Origin of the sequence: Pseudomonas sp. F8002 (assembly GCF_013385495.1) — a bacterium.
In the GTDB taxonomy this organism is placed as follows: domain Bacteria; phylum Pseudomonadota; class Gammaproteobacteria; order Pseudomonadales; family Pseudomonadaceae; genus Aquipseudomonas.
The window spans coordinates 53,853-72,142 of the sequence record NZ_JACAPW010000028.1; the positions used below are offsets into that span (position 1 = coordinate 53,853).

The following is an 18,290-nucleotide window of genomic DNA, read 5'->3' on the forward strand; positions in this document are numbered from 1 at the left end:
GCGGGAGCAAGCTCCCTCGCCACAAGTATCAGCATGCTGTCGGGCAGGGTTTAGACCCTCGCGGCAAACACCGCCTGATGCGCCCGGCACTGCTCGGCCGTCAACATGAACACGCCATGCCCGCCGCGCTGGAACTCCAGCCAGGCGAAGTCCACTTCGGGGTACAACGCCTCGACGTGAACCTGGCTGTTGCCCACTTCGACAATCAGCAAGCCCTTCTCGGTCAAGTGATCTGCCGCCTCGGCCAGCATCCGCCGAACCAGGTTCAAGCCGTCGTCACCGCAGGCCAGGCCCAACTCCGGCTCGTGCTGGTATTCATCCGGCATGTCGGCAAAGTCTTCGGCGTCGACATACGGCGGGTTGGACACGATCAGGTCAAAACGCTGGCCCGGCAAACCATCAAAGCCGTCGCCCTGAACGGTATACACGCGCTCATCGACGCCATGGCGCTCGATGTTCTGGTTGGCCACCTCCAGCGCTTCGAAGGACAGGTCGCCCAGTACCACTTCGGCGTCCTGGAACTCGTAGGCGCAGGCAATACCGATGCAACCGGAACCGGTGCACAGGTCCAGGATGCGCGCCGGCGGCGTGCCCAGCCACGGTTCGAAGCGGTTTTCGATCAGTTCGCCAATCGGTGAGCGTGGAATCAGCACGCGCTCATCGACGATAAACGACATGCCGCAGAACCAGGCTTCCTTCAACAGGTAAGCGGTCGGCACACGCTCGTGGATACGGCGGTGCAGCAACCGTTGCACGTGGGAGATTTCCTCTTCTTCCAGGTTGCAATCCAGGTAACTGTCGGCAATTTCCCATGGCAGGTGCAAGGCGCCGAGCACCAGTTGCCGGGCTTCGTCCCAGGCGTTGTCGGTGCCATGGCCAAAAAACAGGTCTTCCCCATGGAAACGGCTGACGGCCCATCGGATGTGGTCGCGCAAGGTGCGCAGGCGGGAAGTGATCACGGGGGCAAGCTCCTGGAAAAAACGACCGGCGATTCTAACAGTCTTAAGCTGTACCGACGATGTACGAAAAAACCCTTTGCCGCACGTCGGATTTCATCTTAAACGTGGTTTTTGCCTAAACGTAGTGCCCTATTGACATCGCTGCACGCCAACAACGGCGTACCTTACAATGGTAGCGATTCACAGAAGCGCTCAGCCAGAGGACAATGTCACAAAAGCCCCACTCACAGGAGCCCCAGAATGTCCGTTCCAAAGACGATGTTTCAACTCAGCGGTCGTGGTTACGCAGCGGCGAACCTGAACCATGCGACCCTCGTGATCATCGACGCCCAGAAGGAATACCTCAGTGGTCCCCTCGCCCTCTCGGGCATGGACGCTGCTGTCGAAAATATCAAGCAACTGGCGGCTGCCGCGCGCAACGCCGGGCGCCCGATCGTGCATGTGCGCCACCTGGGCACTGTCGGCGGGTTGTTTGACCCTCAGGGCGAGCGCGGTGAGTTCATTCCTGGCCTTGAGCCACAGGCCGACGAAACCATCATCGGCAAGCTGCTGCCCAGCGCCTTCCACGGCACCGGCCTGGAGAAACACCTGCAAGACCTCGGTTCCCTGGACCTGATCGTCTGCGGCTTCATGAGTCACTCCAGCGTCAGCACCACGGTGCGTGCGGCAAAAAACCTGGGCTTTCGCTGCACCCTGGTGGAAGACGCCTGCGCCACCCGCGACCTGCCTTACAAGGGCGGCATCCTCAGCGCCGACCATGTGCAGCAGACTGAAATGGCCATCATGGCTGACAACTTCGCCACCCTCGCCTTGACCAAAGATCTGATCTGATCGACCTTCGATGAGCGGGTAGCCGCCCGCTCATCCGCAAATACCTGTCATTTGCTGCAATTGCCTCTGTACCCGGAACAACCTGTGTATCTTCCGGTCGAAGGGCCGATACCCTGGAGGAAAGGTCGGAATGAAGATATCCGATGGTTTTGATGCTCGTCGCTTGCGCCCCAAGGGCCCGAGCAACTGGCGTCTGCGCATCGGCGCCGGCTTTGCCGCGCTGTTGGCGATAGGTGGCGTACTACTGGCAATTGCTGGCGGCGCTGGTTTGGTTGGACACTCACCGGCCCTGGGCGAGCTGAATGCCAGCCCTGGCGGTTCTGCAATACTCTTGGTCATCGGCTTGCTGGTGCTGTGGTTCGGCGTATGGCTGTGGCGCCGTTGCCGTCGGCGCATGCGCCAACCGCTGTCACTGAACATCGCTTCGCACCTGATGAAAAAGCACGACTGATGGCGCACAGATAGCGTTTGTTGCGCATCAAGCCGCCGCGATTAGGTAAACTGCCCGCCCTTCGCGGAGGCTGACATGCAAGACGACGATTTTTCCCTATTCAAGAACGAGCTGCGCGGCGTCAAGCCGATCAAGCATGATCGCGCCGACACCGGCAAACCCAAGACCGATCGCGCCCAGATCGCCAAGCTGCGCCAGGCCGCGACCGTGCGCACGGACGCCACCACCGTGGACGGCCTGTCGGATCAATTCGTTATCGATGTAGGTCCCGAAGACGAGTTGATGTGGGCCCGCGACGGCGTGCAGGAAAGCCAGATGCGCAAGCTCAAGGTCGGCCAGATCCCGTTCGAGGGCAGTCTCGACCTGCACGGCATGACCGTCGAAAAAGCCCGCGAAACCCTCTGGGCGTTCCTCGCCGAAGCCACCAAATTCGAAATCCGCTGCGTGCGCGTCACCCACGGCAAGGCCGTGCGCCTGGACGGCAAGCGACCGATGATCAAAAGCCACGTCAACACCTGGTTGCGCCAGCACTCCCAGGTGCTGGGTTTTACCTCATGCCAGCCACGTCACGGCGGCGCTGGCGCGGTGTATGTGATGCTCAAGCGCACCATGATGGAAGGCCGCGACGAGTAACAAGTGCCATCGTCAGGCTTGCAGCGATGTGTTGGCCGCCGTACCCTTGCCCTTTGCGAAAATCCCACTAGGTAGTTTCATGTCCCTGGAACAGAATTACACCGCGATTCTCGGCCAACTCGGCGAGGACGTTTCCCGCGAGGGCCTGCTCGACACGCCAAAACGTGCCGCCAAGGCCATGCAGTATCTCTGCCGCGGTTATGAACAGACCCTCGAAGAAGTCACCAACGGTGCCTTGTTCAGCTCTGACAACAGCGAAATGGTGCTGGTCAAGGACATCGAGTTGTACTCGCTGTGCGAACACCACCTGCTGCCGTTCATCGGCAAGGCTCACGTCGCGTATATCCCGAGCGGCAAAGTGCTGGGCCTGTCGAAGGTCGCGCGTATCGTCGATATGTATGCCCGCCGCCTGCAGATCCAGGAAAACCTCAGCCGCCAGATCGCCGATGCGGTCCAGCAGGTCACCGGCGCCCTGGGCGTTGCAGTGGTGATCGAGGCCAAGCACATGTGCATGATGATGCGCGGTGTGGAGAAGCAGAATTCGTCGATGATCACGTCGGTGATGCTGGGTGAGTTCCGCGAAAACGCGGCGACCCGCAGCGAGTTTCTCAGCCTGATCAAGTAATACGCGGCACCTGGAAAAACCGGCGTTCATCGCCGGTTTTTTTTCGCCTGTGAAAAATCAGGTAAGCTGCGCCCCCTTAAGTCTAGGGCAAGAGGTTTCAGCCATGTTCGTCAAAGCACTTCGAGTGGGCCTCGGCCACGTCATCATCGCCGGCGACTTCCTGACCCGTCCGCGCAAAAAGCAGCGCCCTGCCGAACAACAGGCGCAGGTGAACGCAGCGGCCAAGGACCTGACCCTGTATCAATTCCACGCCTGCCCGTTCTGCGTGAAGACCCGCCGCACCCTGCACCGCCTGAACGTGCCGGTGGCCTTGAAGGATGCGAAGAACAACGAGCAGGACCGCCAGACCCTGCTGGAGCAAGGCGGCAAGATCAAGGTGCCATGCCTGCGCATCGAAGAGAACGGCCAGACCACCTGGATGTACCACTCCAAGGTGATCATCGATTACCTCGACAAGCGATTTGCGGCGGTCTGACAAACAGCGAGGATCCAGTGTGGGAGCGGGCTTGCTCGCGAAGGCGGAGTTTCAGTCACAGATGTAGTGGCTGACACTCCGCCTTCGCGAGCAAGCCCGCTCCCACATTAGTTTGGTATTGCCAATTCAAGATCCAGCAATGCTGAGCCCAGGCACTTGCCATGGGCGTCCAGCGCCAGCGACCGCGTCACCCCGCCTCGCAGGATCCCCGGCAACACGAAGTTCAGTGCCTGCACATTGGGCAGTTCATAGCGCCGCACCGGTGCGGCGCCCGCCTCCAGCAACGGCGCAAAAAACGCCGCTACCACCTCAGCCGTGAGTTGCTCGCAGAGCAGCGGATAGTCCTCGGCCCGATACGCGATGATCGAGATGTTCGAGGTGTCGCCCTTGTCTCCCGTTCGGGAGTGGGCCAGGGTGTGCAGCTTCATGCTTCGATCCTCGGGTTGACCGCGTGACGAGGCAGCAGCAACGATGCCACCGCCACCACCTGGCGCAGGCTCTTGCTGGCGCCACCGCCGCCGGACGGGCCGTTGGTGTAGAGGGTTTCCACTTCATTGCCGACACGCACCGCCTCGCTGCGTTCTGCGCAGCGGGCGGCGATGCGCAGGCGCACTTCCCACGGTTCAACCGTGCTGCGCGGGCCGTGCAGGGAGTCGACGCCGATCAATTCGGCACGCACGTCCTGCATGCGCACGCCGGTCAACTCCAAGCGTTTCAGGACCACATCGCGAGCCAGTTGCGCACGAGCGACCGCGCCCGGGCCACCGTAGGAAATCTGCCCCTCACCGATCCAGCCGTCCAGATAACCGACGCTGACTTTCAACGCTTCGGGACGTGGCCGTCCGCTCGCGCCGTGGGCACGCACCCGGTCCACGGCTTCTTCGGTAAACGCCACCTGGGAAAAATCCGCGCACACGTCCGGTGTGAGGTAGGCCGCCGGGTCGTGCACTTCGTAGATCAATTGTTCGGTGCACGTGGCACGGCTGACCCGCCCACCGGAACCTGCGACCTTGGTGATCAAGGCCTCGCCGTCTGGGTCAATCTCGGCAAATGGAAAGCCCAGGCGTGCCAGATCGTCCACGTCCTTGAAGCCCGGATCGGCAAAGTAGCCACCGCTGACCTGCCCCGCACATTCCAGTAAATGCCCCACCAGCGTGCCGCGCCCCAGCCGTTGCCAATCATCCGCAGCCCAGCCGAATTCGAACATCTGCGGCGCCAGGAACAACGAAGGGTCTGCCACCCGGCCGGTGATCACCACGTCGGCCTCGGCGCGCAAGGCGTCGATAATGCCGTCGGCGCCCAAATAGGCGTTCGCGGAAATCAACCGCTCGCCCAACGAGCCAAGGGTCTGGCCGTTGTCGAGCAACTGCTCCGGCTGGGCACGCAAGGTCTCAAGCACGTCGTCGCCAACCACCGCCAGCACCTTGAGGTTAAGCCCCAGTTCACTGGCAATCCGCCGCACTTCAACCGCCGCCGCCACCGGATTGGCCGCGCCCATATTGGTGATTACCCGCAAGCGCCGGCGCCCGTCGGGCTGGCCGACAAAGGGCAGCACGCGGCGCATGCGCTCACTCAACAGCAGGTCGTAACCGCCTTGTGGATCGCTGATCCGCGCCTGTTGCGCCAGGGCGATGGTCCGTTCGGCCAGGCATTCGAAGACCAGGTAATCCAGGTCGCCCTGTTCGGCCAATTCCACCGCAGGTTCGATACGGTCGCCGGAGTAGCCGGCACCGGAACCGATGCGCAAGGTTTTCATTTCAAATCACTCCCAGGAGCAAAGCCGTCAGGGTCATCAACACCGACGCGGCAAACAGAAAGGGGATGGTGAAGCGCTGGTGATCGGCCAATTCGATCTTGCACAGGCCCACCAACAGGAAGGTCGCAGGCGTCAACGGGCTGACCGGAAAGCCGGTGGTGTGCACGCCCAGCAACGAGGCCTGGGCCACTTGCAGCGGGTCGACGCCCAAGGCCTTGCCGACTTCGGCGATCACCGGCATCACGCCGAAGTAGTAGGAATCCGGGTCAAACAGCATGCTCAGCGGCATCGACAGGAAGCCCACCACCGCCGGGATCAACTTGCCGTGGCCCGCCGGAATCTGCGCCACCGCCACTTCGGCGATGGCCTTGAGCATGCCGGTGCCTTGCATGATGCCGGTGAACACACCGGCAGCGAGCAGGATGCTGGCCATGGTCAGGGCGGTTTTTGCGTGGGCGTCGATCCGCGCGCGTTGGGCGTCGACGTTCGGGTAGTTGATGCACAGCGCCACCACGGTGCCGAGCATGAACATCACCACCGGGTCGACCCAACCGGCGATCATCACCACCATCACCAGTACCGTCAGGACCAGGTTGACCCAGAACAGCCGCGGGCGACGCAGGGCAATGTCATCGTCGCTGAGCACCCGTTGCGGCACGGCGTCCACGCTGGAACCAGCGCCCAGGCCCAGGCGTTTTTCTTCCCGGTGGCCCAGCCACCAGGCGCAGGCGAAAACAAAGACCAGGCCGACGATCTGCACCGGGATCAGCGGCTGGAACAAGTCCGCCACCGGCACGTGCAGCGCCGCCGAGGAACGCAGTACCGGGCCGGTCCACGGCAGGAAGTTGACCCCGGCCGCCATCGCCGCCACACACGCGAGGATGCGTTTATCAATTCCCAGCCGCGTGTACAGCGGCAGCATCGCCGGCACCGTCACCAGGAAGGTCACCGCGCCGGAGCCGTCGAGGTGCACCAGCAGGGCCAGGGTCGCGGTACCGACGACAATCCTTGTAGGACGCGTCCCTACCGTGCGCAGGATGCGATCAATGATTGGATCCAGCATGCCGGCATCGGTCATGATCCCGAAGAACAGGATCGCGAACACAAACATCCCCACCACGGGGGCGACGTTCTTGATGCCGGTGATGATGAAGGCGCTGGTTTGCAGGCCGAAACCGCCCAGCAGCGCGGCGATGATCGGCAAGGCAATCAGGGCCACCAGTGGCGACAGGCGTTTGCTCATGACGGCAGTGAGCAGGCACAGGATAGTGATGACACCCAGGGTAGCGAGCATGGGGTAGCTCCAGAACGGCGTTTTCGGCCGGTTATTGTTTTCCCTGGAGTATTGGAATCGCGTTAGGCTTTGTAAATTGGAATATTCGGCACTCCACATTCGAAAAAACAAAACGCTCGAGCAAAATAAAAATGAAAAATTCGATCCAGCATATCCAGGCGTTTCTCGCCGTTGCCCGCACGGGCAGCTTTACCAAGGCCGCCAACGAACTGCATTTGTCGCCCTCAGCGCTGACCGTGCAGGTGCAGCAACTGGAGGAATGGCTGGGCGTCGCGCTGCTCGACCGCAGCCCGCGCCACGTCAGCATCACCGCCGCCGGGCTGGATGCACGCGGGCCGATGGAGAAGCTGTTGCTGGACCTGGACAACATCGTCACCGGCTCCCGTGACCTGGCAGCGCTACGACGAGGCGTGGTGACCATCGCCGCCCTGCCCTCCGTGTGCGCCGGCGCGTTGCCTCCCGCCCTGCGCCTGTTTCGCGAACGTTTTGCCGGGATCGAGGTGCGCTTGCATGACCTGGTTGCTCACCGCATTCATGCGCAAGTGCGTTCGGGCGAGGTGGATTTCGGTATTGGTGTGCGGGCGCGGCTGAGCCACGGGTTGGGGTTTGTACCGGTGCTGAATGATCGGTTATGTGCGTTCGTGCCGCTGGATCATCCGCTGACTCGTTTTGCAACGTTGAGCCTAGAGCAACTGGCCGACCAGCCGATCATCCTCACCGGCCGCGACAGCAGCGTGCGGGAACAGGTGGACGCGTTGTTCGATGAAACACGCCTGACGATGCTCGCGGGGATGGAGGCCAACTACATGTCGACCGTGTTGGCGTTGGTGCGGCAGGGCTTGGGGATCAGTGTGTTGCCGGAGTCGGCGGCGGACAGTCTGGAGGGGTTGAAGCGGATTACCATTGATCATCCGGGGGTGAACCGGGAGATCGGGTTGATCAGTCGCAGTGGACAGCCGTTGAGCCCAGCGGCGCAGCGCTGTTTTGAGTTGCTCAGTGAAGAATTACCTGGCGCACCGCAAAACTAAATGTGGGAGCGGGCTTGCTCGCGAAGGCGGTGTGTCAGCCAATGCATAGGTTGACTGATCCACCGCTTTCGCGAGCAAGCCCGCTCCCACATTTTTGACCGCATTTCAGCCCAGCATCGGCACATGCTTGGGATGGCTGGCCACGCGCTTCAACCACGCCTGCACGCCTGGATAGGCGCTCAGGTCAAAGCCACCTTCATCCGCCACATGGGTGTAGGCATACAGCGCCACGTCGGCAATCGAGAATTGGTCGCCCACCAGATACGGTGTCAATTGCAACTGGCGCTCCATCACCTTCAGGGCTTTATAACCGCCCTTGTGCAGCTTCTTGTATTCCTCCAGGCGATCTTCCGGCAGCCCCAGGTAAAACTGGATAAACCGCGCCACCGCGATGTACGGCTCGTGGCTGTACTGCTCGAAAAACTGCCACTGCAGAACCTGGGTGCGCAGGCGCGGTTCGCTGGGCAGGAACTCGCTGCCATCGGCCAGGAAGTTGAGAATCGCATTGGACTCCCACAGGCAGGTGCCGTCTTCCAGCTCCAGCACCGGGATCTTGCCGTTGGGGTTCTTGGCCAGGAACTCCGCGGTCTGGGTGTCGCCCTTCAGGATGTCGACATCGATCCACTCATAGTCGATGCCCAACAGGCTGAGCATGAGTTTGACTTTGTAGCAGTTGCCCGATTTGTAATCGCCGTAGACCTTGTACATGGAGGCTCCCCTATGCCGCTTGCGCGTGCTGTGCTTGACGGACCACCGCAGCGAGACGCTTGAGACCTTCGTCCAAGCGCGCCGGGTCGATATGGCTGAAATTGAGCCGCAGGTGACCGTGATGATTGTCCGGCTCGGAAAAGAACGGTTCACCGGGCATGAACGCGATGTCCTGGTCGAGCGCAGGTGCCAACAAGGTGCGGGTATCGAGCGGCTGTTTCAAGGTCAGCCAGAAGAATAATCCGCCCTGGGGTATTTGCCAGTCGGCCAGGTCGCTGAAATGCCGCGCCAGTGCAGCCTGGAAAGCGTCGCGCCGGCCTCGGTAAAAGCTGCGCAACTCTACCAGGTGATGCTGGTATTTCTCGGTGCCGATCCATTGCATCGCCTGCCACTGGCCAACGCGGTTGGTGTGCAGGTCGGCTGATTGCTTGAGTTTGAGCAGGTGCGGGAACAGGTCCGGACTGGCGATCAGGTAGCCGACCCGCAGGCCGGGCAACAAGGTCTTGGATACGGTGCCGGTGTAGATCCAGCTGGCCTTTTTCAGCCGGCTGACGATGGGTTGCGCGCTGCCGCCGTCGAAGGTCAGTTCGCGGTAGGGTTCGTCTTCGATCAGGGTTACGCCAAACTCGTCCAGCAACGCGGCGACGGCCTCGCGCTTGGCATCGCTGTAGCGCACCGCCGAAGGGTTCTGGAACGTCGGGATCAGGTAGACGAAGGACGGGCGATGCTGCTCAAGGCTGCTGCGCAAGGCTCTGAGGTCCGGACCGTCCGCTTCAAGCTGTACGGTCAGGCAATCGGCGCCGAACAGCTGGAATATCTGCAACGCCGCGAGATAGGTCGGGCCTTCCAGCAGGATTTTGGTGCCCTTGTCGATGTACAGCTTGGCCGCCAGGTCCAGGGTTTGCTGGGAGCCGCTGACCACCATGACCTGGCGCGCATCGCAGGCAATACCCAGCACCCGCGCCTCGGCCGCCAGCAATTCACGCAACTGTGGCTCGCCTTCGCTCATGCCGTATTGGCCGATATTCAGCGGCATGCCTTCCCAATCCAGCGTGGGCAGCATCACTTCGGCCGGCAGGCCACCGGCGAAGGACATCACCTGCGGCTTTTGCGCCGCCGCGAGGATTTCACGGATCAGGGAGCTTTTAAGACGCGAAACACGTTCTGAGAAGGCCATAAGGGTCACCGGTAGCAAAGCCTGGGGAAAATACGTCAAACTGCTTGACCGAAATTACGACGACTTGGGCAGATACGTCAATATGCTTGACCTTAAAAACCAGACCAGCCAGCAAACCGCCATGGAAGCCTTCTTCTTCGGCTACCAGGCGTTCACCGCCAAGGCTGACGAAATGCTGGAGCGCCGCGGCTTGAGCCGGGTGCATCAACGCATCGTGTTTTTTATCGCGCGCTACCCGGCCTTGAGCGTCAAGGAGCTGCTGGAACTGCTCGGCGTGAGCAAACAGGCGCTGAACATGCCGTTGCGCCAACTGCAGGAAATGCACCTGGTGGACAGCGTGGCGTCCGAGACCGACAAGCGTAAGCGCCTGCTGGAGTTGACCGAGGAAGGCCGGCGTTTCGAACAATCGCTGCGGCGCGAACAGGTAAAGCTGCTGCAACGGGCGTTTGCCGAGGCAGGCGAGACGGCAGTAGAAGGCTGGCTGGCGGTAAACAAGGCACTCAGTGGCCAATCCTGAATTGCCTTTCATCCCCTTTCGCACACAAAATAGAAAACATTATTTGCTTTATTTGTATACAAAAGCATAATTCGCTTCGTGCGAGTTCCTGACCTATTGGTCAACAAAACCCGCTGGTACCTCAAAGCGCTGCTGCCCACTCATGTGTCCGGCGCTGGAAATAACAATAAAACTCTTGAGGAGTACTTGCTGTGGAAAGCCGCAAATCCGAAGCCCCTACGCTCGACCTCTCGCCAACCCACAACGGTTGGCTGGAACGCCTGTTCAAACTCCGCTTGCATGGCACCACAGTGAAGACCGAGCTGATCGCTGGCCTCACGACCTTTATCACCATGGCCTACATCATCTTCGTCAACCCCAACATCATGGCCGACGCCGGCATCGATCACGGCGCGGCGTTTGTCGCCACTTGCATCGCCGCCGCGCTGGGTTGCCTGCTGATGGGCCTGTACGCCAACTGGCCAGTAGGCCTGGCGCCGGGCATGGGCCTGAACGCGTTTTTCACCTACACCGTGGTCGGGACCATGGGCTACAACTGGGAGACGGCACTGGGTGCGGTGTTTATCTCCGGTGTGTTGTTCATGATCCTGACGCTCTCACGCATTCGCGAGTGGCTGCTCAACAGCATTCCGGTGAGCCTGCGCCATGCCATGGGCGCCGGCGTCGGATTGTTTCTCGGGGTGATCGGCCTGAAAACCGCCGGCATCATCGTGCAAAGCCCGGCCACCCTGATCAAGCTCGGCTCCCTGCATGAACCCGCCCCATTGCTGGCGGCCATCTGTTTCCTGTTGATTGCGATCCTCAGCTACCACCGGGTATTCGGCGCGATCCTGATCAGCATCATCGCCGTGACCCTCGCCGGTTGGGGCCTGGGCCTGGTGGAGTACCACGGCATCCTGGCCACCCCGCCAAGCCTGGCGCCGACCTGGATGGCCATGGACGTGATGGGCGTGTTCAACGTCAGCATGATCAGCGTGGTGTTCGCCTTCCTGTTTGTGCACATGTTCGACACCGCCGGCACCCTGATGGGCGTGGCCCAGCGCGCAGGCCTGGTGAATGCCGACGGCAAGATCGAAAACCTCTCCCGCGCCCTGAAAGCCGACAGCGCCTCCAGCGTGTTCGGCGCCATGGTCGGCGTGCCGCCAGTCACCAGTTACGTGGAAAGCGCCGCCGGGGTTGCCGCCGGTGGCCGTACCGGGCTGACCGCCGTCACCGTGGGTGTGCTGTTTATCGCAGCGATGTTTTTTGCCCCGCTGGCTGGCATGATTCCGGCCTATGCCACCGCCGGCGCGTTGATCTATGTGGCGATGCTGATGATGAGCGGCATGGCCCATATCAATTGGGACGACGCCACCGACAGCATTCCGGCGATCGTCACGGCGATCATGATGCCCCTGACCTTCTCGGTGGCCGACGGCATCGCCCTGGGTTTCATCACCTACGTGGCGCTGAAGGCCGGTACGGGTAAACACAAGGAAATTTCCATCAGCCTGTGGGTGCTTTGCGCGATCTTCATCGCCAAGTTCGCGTTCCTGTAGGCCAACCCGCTTGACCCTGCCTCACCCCGTCGGGTGGGGCTTTTGTACGAATGGAGGAATGCAATGAGTCTGGAAACCTGGCTGCTGTTCAGCGGCGCTGCGCTGGTGGTGATCCTGATCCCCGGCCCCCTGTCCTTGCTGATGATCAGCAACAGCCTGAACTACGGCCTGCGCCGTTCGTACCCGGCCTTTCTCGGCGGGGTGATTGCTTCGATCTGCCTGCTGAGCGCCTCGGCGCTGGGTTTGGGTGCGTTGTTGCTGGCATCGGAACAGCTGTTCAGCGCCCTGAAGATCGTCGGCGCGCTGTACCTGTTCTACCTCGCCTGGCAGAGCTGGCAGCAATCCCGGCAACCGGCCCACGTCGCCGACGTACCGCAAGTGGCCGCCACCCCGCGTTTTCGTGCGCTGTTTGGCCGGGCCTTTGTGCTGGGCGCCAGCAACCCGAAGGACATCCTGTTTTTCGCCGCCTTCCTGCCGCAATTCCTCAGTGCCCAGCAGGCCTTTTTGCCGCAGTTGCTGATCATGATCGCCACCTGGACCGTGCTCGACCTGCTGTGCAAACTGGCCTACGGCCTCGGCGCCCATGGCGCCGCGCGCTACCTGCGCAGCGGCAGGGGCCAGAGCTGGTTCAACCGGATCAGCGCGGGCTTGTTCACAGGCGCCGGCGCTGCGTCGCTATTGAGCCGCTGAAGATCCAGCCCCGATCGCACTGAAAATCGGGGCCGCCTTTATGGCGCAATCAGCAGGCGAAAAAAAGCCCGCAGTGTGAGCGGGCGAAAAACCAACGAAGAGCTTTGGGGGTGTGAAGCGCGGTGACGACTCAGCTACCGCGATAGGTGGAGTAGCTGTAAGGCGAAATCAGCAAAGGCACGTGGTAGTGATCCTGTTCGGCGCTGATGCCGAAGCGCAGCACCACCACATCGAGAAATGCAGGTTCGGGCAGTTGCACACCGCGGGCGCGGTAGTAATCACCGGCGTTGAACTGCAACTGATAGACACCGCTGCGGTAGTCATCGCCTTGCAGCAGGGGTGCATCGCAGCGGCCGTCGCTGTTGGTCAGGGTGCTGGCGACCAGCTCAAGCTGTGCGCCCTCGACACGGTACAACTCAACCTTGATTGCGCTGCCAGGGCAGCCATGCGCGGCGTCCAATACGTGTGTGGTCAAACGTCCCATAGCGTCTGCGCGCCTCCCGAAGTCAGTAAAAGTGAAAGACCGCACCTTTTCAGGTCACTGAAAAAGCCGGCGATGGCTGATTAAGACACTTTTCAAAAAAATTGTACACAATAAATTCAACAAGCCTGCGTTCCGTTGCTGACGCCGATACTGTAGGAGCGAGCTTGCTCGCGAAGATCGTTAACGATAACGCAGCGCTTCAGGGTTAACGAGGCGCTCTCAGGTTTTTCGCGAGCAAGCTCGCTCCTACAGTGAATGAGGTTTTTTTCAATTTAGCTGACCAGTCAGGCAGGTTTCTTGCAGTGCTATTCTGCAAAGACCACGCGGAAAAAATGCAGAAATACAGGCTTACAAAGTGCACACTAAGTTGTATACAATCAGTCATCGTTGTGACGCCACCCAGTCTTTCCGCTGCCCGGCCGCCACACACACCGCTACCACGAACAAGAAGGAAGACTGCAGTGAGCGCTGACTACCCACGCGACCTGATCGGTTACGGCAGTAACCCTCCTCACCCACACTGGCCAGGCAAGGCCCGTATCGCCCTGTCGTTCGTACTCAACTACGAAGAAGGGGGTGAGCGCAACATCCTGCACGGCGACAAAGAGTCGGAAGCCTTCCTGTCCGAGATGGTCTCGGCGCAACCGCTGCAAGGCGAGCGCAACATGAGCATGGAGTCGCTGTACGAATACGGCAGCCGTGCCGGCGTGTGGCGCATCCTCAAGTTGTTCAAGGAATTCGATATCCCGCTGACCATCTTCGCCGTGGCCATGGCCGCCCAGCGTCACCCGGATGTGATCCGCGCGATGGTCGCCGCCGGCCACGAGATCTGCAGCCACGGCTACCGCTGGATCGACTACCAATACATGGATGAGGCCCAGGAACGCGAGCACATGCTCGAAGCGATCCGCATCCTCACCGAACTCACCGGCGAGCGCCCGCTGGGCTGGTACACCGGCCGCACCGGCCCCAACACCCGGCGGCTGGTGATGGAGGAAGGCGGCTTCCTCTATGACTGCGACACCTATGACGACGACCTGCCCTACTGGGAACCCAACAACCCGACCGGCAAGCCGCACCTGGTGATCCCCTACACCCTGGACACCAATGACATGCGCTTCACCCAGGTCCAGGGTTTCAACAAGGGCGACGACTTTTTCGAATACCTGAAAGACGCCTTCGACGTGCTGTATGCCGAAGGCGCGGACGCACCGAAAATGCTCTCCATCGGCTTGCACTGCCGCCTGATCGGCCGCCCGGCACGCCTGGCCGCCCTCAAGCGGTTTATCGAATACGCCAAGGGCCATGACCAGGTGTGGTTTACCCGCCGCGTCGACATCGCCCGTCACTGGCATGACGTACACCCTTTCCAGGGAGCCGCCAAATGACCGCGTTCCAAACCCTGAAACCGTCGAGCCTGAGCCGCGACGAATTCGTCGCAGCCTTCGCCGACATCTACGAACATTCGCCATGGGTGGCCGAAAAGGCCTTCGACCTGGGCCAGGACGCTTCGATCGACGAGATTGAAACCCTACACCAGCGCATGAGCGACATCCTGTTGAGCGCCGATCACACCAGTCAACTGGCCCTGATCAACGCTCACCCGGACCTGGCGGGCAAAGCGGCCGTCCAGGGCCAGTTGACCGAAGCCAGCACTAATGAACAGGCTGGCGCCGGTATTCACCAATGCTCGAGCGACGAGTTTTCGCGCTTCACCGAGCTGAACGATGGCTACAAGGCCAAGTTCAAGTTTCCCTTCATCATGGCGGTAAAAGGCAGCAACCGGCACCAGATCCTTGCCGCGTTTGAAACGCGCATTCACAACTCGGTGGAAGCCGAGTTCAAATGTGCGCTGGCCGAGATCAATAAAATCGCGTTGTTCCGATTACTGACCCTTTAGCAGACCTGGCCCGAGCGGTTCATGAACGCCCAGGGCCTGGCGAGCATCCCAAGCCACTTACTTTAAGGCAGACAAGAAGAATGAAAGCGCAACCCGTACCTTTCGAAAAGTTCGTCAACCTGGCCGACGCCCGCCTGGGCACCAAGATCATCTCTGTCACCGATGACTGGTTCGCCGACGCCAACCGCCTGTTCCAGCCGACCCCGGCCGTGTGGAAGGAGGGCGTTTTCGATGACAACGGCAAGTGGATGGACGGCTGGGAGTCGCGCCGCAAGCGCTTCGAAGGCTACGACAGCGCAGTGATCCGCCTGGGCGTACCGGGTTCGATCAAAGGCGTGGACATCGACACTTCATTCTTCACCGGCAACTTCCCGCCATCGGCGTCCCTGGAAGCCTGCTTCCTGGCGTCCGGCGAGCCGGATGACAACACCCAGTGGGTTGAAGTGCTGTCGGCTGTGGAGCTGCAAGGCAACAGCCATCACTTCCACGAGATCAACAACGACCAGGCCTTCAGCCACCTGCGTTTCAACATCTACCCGGATGGTGGCGTGGCCCGTCTGCGTGTGTACGGCATTCCGTTCCGCGACTGGTCGGCGGTGGGCGACAACGAACAGGTGGACCTGGCTGCTGCATTGAACGGCGGCCGCGCACTGGCCTGCTCCGATGAACACTTCGGGCGCATGAGCAACATCCTCAACCCGGGCCGTGGCATCAACATGGGCGATGGCTGGGAAACCGCACGTCGTCGTACGCCGGGCAATGACTGGGTGATCGTCGCACTGGGCCACCCGGGCGAGATCGAGAAGATCGTGGTCGACACCCTGCACTTCAAGGGCAACTACCCGGACACTTGCTCGATCCAGGGCGCATTCGTGAAGGGCGGCACCGACAGCCAGATCGAAACCCAATCGCTGTTCTGGCGCGAACTGCTGCCGGCGCAGAAACTGGAAATGCACGCTGAACACACGTTTGCCGAGCAGATCAAGGCGCTGGGCCCGATCACCCACATTCGTCTGAATGTGTTCCCGGATGGTGGTGTGAGCCGCCTGCGGGTTCTCGGTAAGGTCTCGAAGTAAGCGGTGAACCTGTGGCGAGGGAGCTTGCTCCCGTTGGGTCGCGAAGCGGCCCCAGGAAATGGGACTGCTACGCAGTCCAGCGGGAGCAAGCTCCCTCGCCACAAAAGCAAACAACACAGAATCCGGATAAGAAGACAGCCATGCGCACACTGATGATCGAACCCCTGACCAAAGAAGCCTTCGCCCCTTTCGGAGACGTTATCGAAACCGATGGCAGCGATCACTTCATGATCAACAACGGGTCGACCATGCGCTTTCATAAACTGGCGACGGTTGAAACCGCCACGCCAGAAGATAACGCGATCATCAGCATCTTCCGCGCCGACGCGCAGGACATGCCGCTGACCGTGTGCATGCTGGAACGACACCCGCTGGGCAGCCAGGCTTTCATCCCGCTGCTCGGCAACCCCTTTCTGATCGTGGTCGCGCCACTTGGCGATGAACCTGTATCGGGCTTGGTCCGCGCCTTCGTTACCAACGGCAGGCAGGGCATTAATTACCATCGCGGCGTCTGGCACCACCCGGTGCTGACGATCGAAAAGCGGGATGACTTCCTGGTGGTTGATCGCAGTGGCACAGGCAATAACTGCGATGAGCATTTTTTCAAAGAGGATGAGCGGTTGATCCTCGCCCCCCACCAATAAGAGAAGGTCTGATCACTCGACGACAGAGTGACAGGCGAGAGGTAAAGACTGTGGAAGCACATTTGATGGAATGGCTGAACCTGAGCGTGCGCTGGGTTCACATGATCACTGGCGTCGCCTGGATCGGCGCTTCGTTCTACTTCGTCTGGCTGGAAAACAACCTCAACCGCGTCAACCCCAAGGACGGCCTCGCCGGTGACTTGTGGGCGATCCACGGTGGCGGTATCTACCACCTGGAAAAATACAAACTGGCCCCGCCGACCATGCCGGACAACCTGCACTGGTTCAAATGGGAAGCCTATTTCACCTGGATGTCCGGCATCGCGCTGCTGTGCGTGGTGTTCTATGCCAACCCGACCTTGTACCTGCTGGCCCCGGGCAGCAGCCTCAGCGGTCCGGAAGGTGTGTTGCTGGGCCTCGGCTCGCTGCTGGCCGGCTGGTTCATCTACTCCTTTCTGTGCGACTCGGCACTGGGCAAGCGCCCTGCCCTGCTCGGCCTGATCCTGTTCGTACTGTTGATTGCCGCTGCGTACGGCTTCAGCAAAGTGTTCAGCGGCCGTGGTGCGTACCTGCATGTGGGCGCCGTGATCGGCACCATCATGGTGGGCAATGTGTTCCGCATCATCATGCCGGCCCAGCGTGCGCTGGTGGCGGCCATCGCCGAAAACCGCACACCCGACCCGGCACTGCCGGCCAAGGGTTTGCTGCGTTCGCGTCATAACAACTACTTCACCTTGCCGGTGCTGTTCATCATGATCAGCAACCACTTCCCGAGCACCTACGGCAGCCAATACAACTGGCTGATCCTCGCAGGTATCGCGGTGGCAGCGGTGTTGGTGCGTCACTACTTCAACACCCGTCACAACAGCCAGAAATATGCCTGGACCTTGCCGGTGGGCGCACTGGCAATGATTTGCCTGGCCTACGTGACCGGCCCAAAACCGGTGGCGACTGCACCGGAAGTGGCCAAGGCGCCAGCGGCCATCGAGTACCAGCCGCTGCCGGAAACGGCGTTGGGTGGCGGGCTTAAACCGGCTGCTCCAGCGGCACCTGCACCGGCACCTGCCGAAGCAGCACCGGCCCAGGCCTCGATTGATTTTGACAAGGTCCACGGGGTGATCCAGGAGCGCTGCGCGGTGTGCCATTCGGCCAAGCCGACAAGCCCGCTGTTCAGCACCGCGCCGGCCGGGGTGATGTTTGATACGCCGCAGCAGATCCAGCAAATGGCCCCGCGCATCCAGGCACAGGCCGTGGCCAGCCAGATCATGCCGCTGGGCAATATCACCCAGATGACCCAGCAGGAACGGGACTTGATTGGCACCTGGATCACTCAGGGGGCGCGTACCAACTGACTGATTAACGCAGGACTAGTGTGGGAGCGGGCTTGCTCGCGAATGCGGTGTGTCATTCAACACTTCAGGTGACTGAACCACCGCGTTCGCGAGCAAGCCCGCTCCCACATGGGATCTGCGGTGTGCTTTGACGAATGAGTTCCACCCGGCAA

The 18,290-nt window shown here is 60.9% G+C and carries 21 protein-coding genes; 14 read left to right on the forward strand and 7 right to left on the reverse strand.

The window, feature by feature from the left end:
* Positions 1-50 precede the first annotated feature (50 nt).
* Positions 51-959, reverse strand: coding sequence for a 50S ribosomal protein L3 N(5)-glutamine methyltransferase (gene prmB / locus HX811_RS20480; protein WP_003213129.1), 909 nt, complete (start codon positions 957-959; stop codon positions 51-53).
* Between the two features lie 240 nt (positions 960-1,199).
* Here prmB and HX811_RS20485 point away from each other — a divergent pair, with 240 nt between their 5' ends.
* From HX811_RS20485 to HX811_RS20505, 5 genes are all read left to right on the forward strand, one after another.
* Positions 1,200-1,790, forward strand: a complete 591-nt coding sequence (locus tag HX811_RS20485; protein ID WP_008433198.1) for a cysteine hydrolase family protein — start codon at positions 1,200-1,202, stop codon at positions 1,788-1,790.
* Positions 1,791-1,920: 130 nt separating this feature from the next.
* Positions 1,921-2,241: a hypothetical protein gene (locus tag HX811_RS20490; protein WP_003213133.1), complete on the forward strand. Its 321-nt coding sequence runs from the start codon at positions 1,921-1,923 to the stop codon at positions 2,239-2,241.
* A gap of 75 nt (positions 2,242-2,316) precedes the next feature.
* Positions 2,317-2,874, forward strand: coding sequence for a Smr/MutS family protein (locus HX811_RS20495; RefSeq protein ID WP_003213135.1), 558 nt, complete (start codon positions 2,317-2,319; stop codon positions 2,872-2,874).
* A 79-nt stretch (positions 2,875-2,953) separates the two neighbouring features.
* Positions 2,954-3,499 (forward strand): GTP cyclohydrolase I FolE, encoded by a 546-nt coding sequence (folE, locus tag HX811_RS20500; protein WP_003204506.1) that lies wholly within the window; start codon positions 2,954-2,956, stop codon positions 3,497-3,499.
* Between the two features lie 103 nt (positions 3,500-3,602).
* On the forward strand, positions 3,603-3,974 hold the full coding sequence (locus tag HX811_RS20505) for a glutathione S-transferase N-terminal domain-containing protein (protein WP_177047117.1): 372 nt from the start codon (positions 3,603-3,605) through the stop codon (positions 3,972-3,974).
* Positions 3,975-4,081: 107 nt separating this feature from the next.
* Here the strand turns inward: HX811_RS20505 and HX811_RS20510 are convergent, their stop codons facing one another.
* The 3 genes from HX811_RS20510 to HX811_RS20520 are packed head-to-tail and all read right to left on the reverse strand — an operon-like array spanning position 4,082 to position 7,024.
* Positions 4,082-4,402, reverse strand: coding sequence for a hypothetical protein (locus tag HX811_RS20510; protein WP_087694789.1), 321 nt, complete (start codon positions 4,400-4,402; stop codon positions 4,082-4,084).
* Positions 4,399-5,730, reverse strand: coding sequence for an acyclic terpene utilization AtuA family protein (locus tag HX811_RS20515; RefSeq protein WP_177047118.1), 1,332 nt, complete (start codon positions 5,728-5,730; stop codon positions 4,399-4,401). Before HX811_RS20515 ends, HX811_RS20510 begins: the two co-directional genes overlap by 4 nt.
* 1 nt (position 5,731) lies before the next feature.
* Positions 5,732-7,024 carry a CitMHS family transporter gene (locus HX811_RS20520; protein WP_003213142.1) on the reverse strand — a complete coding sequence of 431 codons (1,293 nt, stop codon included), beginning with the start codon at positions 7,022-7,024 and terminating at the stop codon, positions 5,732-5,734.
* Positions 7,025-7,155: 131 nt separating this feature from the next.
* On the opposite strand from HX811_RS20520, the gene HX811_RS20525 reads away from it, so the two are divergent.
* The gene (locus tag HX811_RS20525) at positions 7,156-8,052 is read left to right on the forward strand and encodes a LysR family transcriptional regulator (RefSeq protein WP_177047119.1); all 897 of its coding nucleotides are present in this window, start codon (positions 7,156-7,158) and stop codon (positions 8,050-8,052) included.
* Positions 8,053-8,157: 105 nt separating this feature from the next.
* Here HX811_RS20525 and HX811_RS20530 read toward each other — a convergent pair whose 3' ends face one another.
* Complete coding sequence (locus HX811_RS20530; protein ID WP_008432197.1) at positions 8,158-8,760, reverse strand: glutathione S-transferase family protein; 603 nt, start codon at positions 8,758-8,760, stop codon at positions 8,158-8,160.
* A 10-nt stretch (positions 8,761-8,770) separates the two neighbouring features.
* Positions 8,771-9,937, reverse strand: coding sequence for a PLP-dependent aminotransferase family protein (locus tag HX811_RS20535; RefSeq protein ID WP_003212839.1), 1,167 nt, complete (start codon positions 9,935-9,937; stop codon positions 8,771-8,773).
* A gap of 82 nt (positions 9,938-10,019) precedes the next feature.
* Between HX811_RS20535 and HX811_RS20540 the strand changes: the two genes are divergently transcribed.
* The 3 genes from HX811_RS20540 to HX811_RS20550 all read left to right on the forward strand — a co-directional run bounded on the left by HX811_RS20540 (position 10,020) and on the right by HX811_RS20550 (position 12,682).
* The gene (locus HX811_RS20540) at positions 10,020-10,454 is read left to right on the forward strand and encodes a MarR family winged helix-turn-helix transcriptional regulator (RefSeq protein WP_003212841.1); all 435 of its coding nucleotides are present in this window, start codon (positions 10,020-10,022) and stop codon (positions 10,452-10,454) included.
* A 191-nt stretch (positions 10,455-10,645) separates the two neighbouring features.
* Complete coding sequence (locus HX811_RS20545; protein ID WP_003212843.1) at positions 10,646-11,992, forward strand: NCS2 family permease; 1,347 nt, start codon at positions 10,646-10,648, stop codon at positions 11,990-11,992.
* A 63-nt stretch (positions 11,993-12,055) separates the two neighbouring features.
* The gene (locus HX811_RS20550) at positions 12,056-12,682 is read left to right on the forward strand and encodes a LysE family translocator (protein WP_008432192.1); all 627 of its coding nucleotides are present in this window, start codon (positions 12,056-12,058) and stop codon (positions 12,680-12,682) included.
* A gap of 130 nt (positions 12,683-12,812) precedes the next feature.
* Here HX811_RS20550 and uraH read toward each other — a convergent pair whose 3' ends face one another.
* Positions 12,813-13,166: a hydroxyisourate hydrolase gene (gene uraH / locus HX811_RS20555; protein WP_134326010.1), complete on the reverse strand. Its 354-nt coding sequence runs from the start codon at positions 13,164-13,166 to the stop codon at positions 12,813-12,815.
* Positions 13,167-13,627: 461 nt separating this feature from the next.
* Between uraH and puuE the strand changes: the two genes are divergently transcribed.
* The 5 genes from puuE (at position 13,628) to HX811_RS20580 (ending at position 18,138) form a co-directional block, all read left to right on the forward strand.
* Complete coding sequence (gene puuE / locus HX811_RS20560; protein WP_008432189.1) at positions 13,628-14,554, forward strand: allantoinase PuuE; 927 nt, start codon at positions 13,628-13,630, stop codon at positions 14,552-14,554.
* Positions 14,551-15,066 carry a 2-oxo-4-hydroxy-4-carboxy-5-ureidoimidazoline decarboxylase gene (uraD, locus tag HX811_RS20565; RefSeq protein WP_008432188.1) on the forward strand — a complete coding sequence of 172 codons (516 nt, stop codon included), beginning with the start codon at positions 14,551-14,553 and terminating at the stop codon, positions 15,064-15,066. The genes puuE and uraD overlap by 4 nt, the downstream gene beginning before the upstream one ends.
* 80 nt (positions 15,067-15,146) lie before the next feature.
* On the forward strand, positions 15,147-16,142 hold the full coding sequence (gene alc / locus HX811_RS20570; RefSeq protein ID WP_003209112.1) for an allantoicase: 996 nt from the start codon (positions 15,147-15,149) through the stop codon (positions 16,140-16,142).
* Positions 16,143-16,282: 140 nt separating this feature from the next.
* Positions 16,283-16,786 (forward strand): ureidoglycolate lyase, encoded by a 504-nt coding sequence (locus HX811_RS20575; protein WP_003209110.1) that lies wholly within the window; start codon positions 16,283-16,285, stop codon positions 16,784-16,786.
* A gap of 50 nt (positions 16,787-16,836) precedes the next feature.
* Complete coding sequence (locus HX811_RS20580; protein WP_008432185.1) at positions 16,837-18,138, forward strand: urate hydroxylase PuuD; 1,302 nt, start codon at positions 16,837-16,839, stop codon at positions 18,136-18,138.
* Positions 18,139-18,290: the final 152 nt, after the last annotated feature.